The sequence below is a fragment of the Sphingomonas oligophenolica genome, assembly GCF_006438955.1.
GTDB lineage: Bacteria > Pseudomonadota > Alphaproteobacteria > Sphingomonadales > Sphingomonadaceae > Sphingomonas > Sphingomonas oligophenolica_A.
This window is the reverse complement of the sequence record NZ_RCZK01000039.1, coordinates 1-3,185: the sequence shown is the minus strand read 5'-3', so window position 1 is coordinate 3,185 and position 3,185 is coordinate 1. Positions and strand designations below refer to the sequence as shown.

The 3,185-nt window shown below is 62.8% G+C and carries 4 protein-coding genes and 1 pseudogene; 3 read left to right on the top strand and 2 right to left on the bottom strand.

Translation table 11 applies throughout. The features are described 5' to 3' along the window. Together EAH84_RS15730 and EAH84_RS15725 are read right to left on the bottom strand one after the other, a co-directional pair. A partial coding sequence (locus tag EAH84_RS15730; protein WP_140872838.1) for a transposase occupies nucleotides 1-215 on the bottom strand: 215 nt, incomplete at its 3' end. Between the two features lie 120 nt (nucleotides 216-335). Further along, on the bottom strand, nucleotides 336-857 hold the full coding sequence (locus tag EAH84_RS15725; RefSeq protein ID WP_277753743.1) for a TetR/AcrR family transcriptional regulator: 522 nt from the start codon (nucleotides 855-857) through the stop codon (nucleotides 336-338). A 163-nt stretch (nucleotides 858-1,020) separates the two neighbouring features. Here EAH84_RS15725 and EAH84_RS15720 point away from each other — a divergent pair, with 163 nt between their 5' ends. From EAH84_RS15720 to EAH84_RS15705, 3 genes and pseudogenes are all read left to right on the top strand, one after another. Beyond that, nucleotides 1,021-2,037, top strand: coding sequence for a saccharopine dehydrogenase NADP-binding domain-containing protein (locus EAH84_RS15720; RefSeq protein ID WP_140872910.1), 1,017 nt, complete (start codon nucleotides 1,021-1,023; stop codon nucleotides 2,035-2,037). A 1-nt stretch (nucleotide 2,038) separates the two neighbouring features. After that, a pseudogene (locus EAH84_RS15710) lies at nucleotides 2,039-2,818 on the top strand (isocitrate lyase/PEP mutase family protein). A 147-nt stretch (nucleotides 2,819-2,965) separates the two neighbouring features. Further along, nucleotides 2,966-3,185, top strand: a 220-nt coding sequence (locus EAH84_RS15705) for a transposase (protein ID WP_140872847.1), incomplete at its 3' end; no start/stop codon positions are given.

Genomic DNA, 3,185 nt, shown 5'->3' with positions numbered 1-3,185 from the left:
ATGCCGAACAGGTAACCGACCAGCAGCATCCGCAGCATCAGCTCGGGGTCGATCGACGGCCGCCCGGCGGCGCTATAACTGTCGGCCAGCGCCTCGCGCACGAAGCTAAAGTCGAGCAGTCCGTCGATCCGACGCAAAAAATGGTCGCCAGGCACGTGATCGTCGAGCCGGAAGCCGTAAAACAGCGACCCCTGCGCCACCTGCCGACCCATCATGCTCCGCGCTCCCGCCTGCCTGGATCGAGTGAATCACCCTGCGCCAAAGGCTGCAAGCGCTACTTTTTCAACAGTCTCGACCGGTTGTGACACCAAAATGCTTGCAATCGCCAAAGCAGATCACGCTCCGACCAACCGCCCCACTGCGTCGTTGAGGATAGCTGCGGCACCGACATTGCCCAGCCGTCCGTTGCTCATGAACGCGCCATCGAAAAGCAATCCGATCTGATGCGCCCGCAACTCCGCCGTTGAGATGTCCAGTTCGCGACACAGCGCGGTTAACCGCTCCACCATCTCTGCCTTATGGCGATGCGCGACCTTACGAGCAGGATGTTCGCACTCGGCAAATTCGGCAGCCACGTTGATTTGAGGGCAGCCCCGGTAATTGTCCCGCGATACCCTGTCGCCAACCCAGTCACACAAACCCGACAGCGCCCTTCGGGATTCTCCCGCATGTGACGCGACGACCTCCTCCCATTGTTGCCAGAACTCGCGATCCTCACGCTCCAGGAACGCTTCTATCAGCGCATCTTTCGTAGGAAAGTGCCGGTATATCGTTGTCTTGGCGACGCCGGACCTCTCAACGATCATCTCCATGCCAACCGCGCGGACACCCCCGCGGTAAAACAGGTCCGAGGCTATCCGCAGTACAGTCTCTCGTGCGCGAGTGGCTGTGACGGGAACGGGATCGATCAGAATTCTCCGGGAGCGCGAGGTGCCAAAACACGCTGTACCACAAGCCGGTTGACAACGCTACCGATCGGTATCACATACGCTACCGATCGGTAGCGTATGGGAAAATGACATGGCTGAGCGTTGCGTGGGCGTCTTCGGGGCCAATGGCCATACCGGCCGCTTCGTTGCTGCCGAATTGGCGCGGCGAGGATTGGCGGCGCGCTGGATAGGCCGCGATCGTTCTGCGTTATCGGAGCTTCAGGCGACGTTGAACTACGGCGAGGTTCGGACCGCATCCGTCCGCGACCCTGCATCGCTCCTGCGTGCCTTCGATGGCCTTGGCGCCGTGATAAACTGCGCCGGCCCGTTCTTCGACACGGGCCGGCCCGTGATCGCCGCGGCGCTCGAAGCCGGCTGCCATGTTCTCGACGTGACCGCCGAGCAGGTCACCGTCCTCGACACGATCGCGACATTCGATGACGGAGCAAGGGTGGCCGGCCGCGTCGTCATGCCGGCGATGGCCTTTTTCGGCGGGCTTGCCGATCTGCTTGTAACCAGCATCGTAGACGGGTGGCCCTACGTCGACGCTATCGACATAGCGGTCGCGCTCGACTCCTGGCATCCAACGCCCGGAACTCGCCTTACGGGCGAGCGAAATACCGCAACCCGGGTCGTCGTTCGGGACGGGACACTGGTTCCCGTTCCATCCCCTCCGCCGGCGTCGGTCTGGCGCTTTCCCGAGCCGTTCGGGTCGCAGCCGGTTACCTGCGTCGCGTTGTCCGAAATCATCACCCTGTCGCGTCATGTGAAGGCTGGCGCGATCACGAGCTACATGAATATGAAGCCGCTTGCCGACCTGGCCGACACATCAACGCCCCCACCGCGCGGGAGCGACGCACTCGGCCGATCGGACCAGATATTCGCTGTCTCGGTTCGCGCCCGGCGCGGGGCGGAACTGCGCGAGGTAACGGTGAGTGGGCGAGACATTTACGCGGTCACTGCCCCGCTGGTCGTCGAAGCCTGCGTTCGCCTGCTGGACGGCGCGACGTCGGCTTGGGCCGGCGTGCGCGCGCCGGGCGAGCTCTTCGACGCACGCGCATACCTCGCGGCTCTGAGCGACGTGCTGCAGCCCCAACCGGTTTCCTGATATGACCTTTCTCGGAGGGCAATCTATGTCCAAGACCGAACTTCGTGCTGCTTTCCGCGAACATCATCGCCGGGGTGCCCCGCTCATCCTACCCAATATCTGGGATGCCGGAAGCGCAAAGGCCGTCGCCGATGCTGGCGCGAAGGCGCTGGCGACATCGAGTTGGGCGGTCGCCGCGGCACACGGTTTCGACGACGGATAAGAGGTGCCGCTCGCATTCGTGATAGCGAACCTGAGCCGCATCGACAGAGTGAGCAGCCTTCCCCTGACCGTTGACCTCGAGGGCGGCTATGGCGGCACGTTGGGTGAGCTGGAGGCAGCGTTCGGCCATCTGCTCACGACATGCGCGGCAGGATGCAACCTTGAGGACGGCATGCCCGCCGGAGGCATACGCTCTATCGAAGACCAGGCAGGTCGGATCGGGGCTGCGCGCAAGGTGGTGGACGCGGCAGCGCCCGGCTTTTTCATCAACGCGCGCACAGACATGTTCCTTCGCTCGCCATCGGAACGCCATGCCGATGAGGAACTCGTAAGCCAGGCGATCGAACGAGCGCGCGCCTACCAACAGGCCTGCGCGGACGGCTATTTCGTGCCTGGTCTCACCGATTTATTGGTGCTGCGTACGCTCGCACAAGCCGTGGAACTGCCAATTAACGTAATGGCAGGAGATGAGGCCATCGTCGGTTACATCCAGGCGGGCGTCGCGCGGATCAGCTTTGGGCCGTTGATGTATCTGAAAGCGAATGATGCTGTGAGTAGCTTTGCGGCCGAACGGCTATGAGATACGCGCCCGGTTCATTGCGCGCGAATACGAGTGGGCGCGGGGCACGGAGCGGTGTCAAAACCGAAGGAGACTGTTGAAAAAGTAGCGCTTGCAGCCTTTGGCGCAGGGTGATTCACTCGATCCAGGCAGGCGGGAGCGCGGAGCATGATGGGTCGGCAGGTGGCGCAGGGGTCGCTGTTTTACGGCTTCCGGCTCGACGATCACGTGCCTGGCGACCATTTTTTGCGTCGGATCGACGGACTGCTCGACTTTAGCTTCGTGCGCGAGGCGCTGGCCGACAGTTATAGCGCCGCCGGGCGGCCGTCGATCGACCCCGAGCTGATGCTGCGGATGCTGCTGGTCGGTTACCTGTTCGGCATTCGGT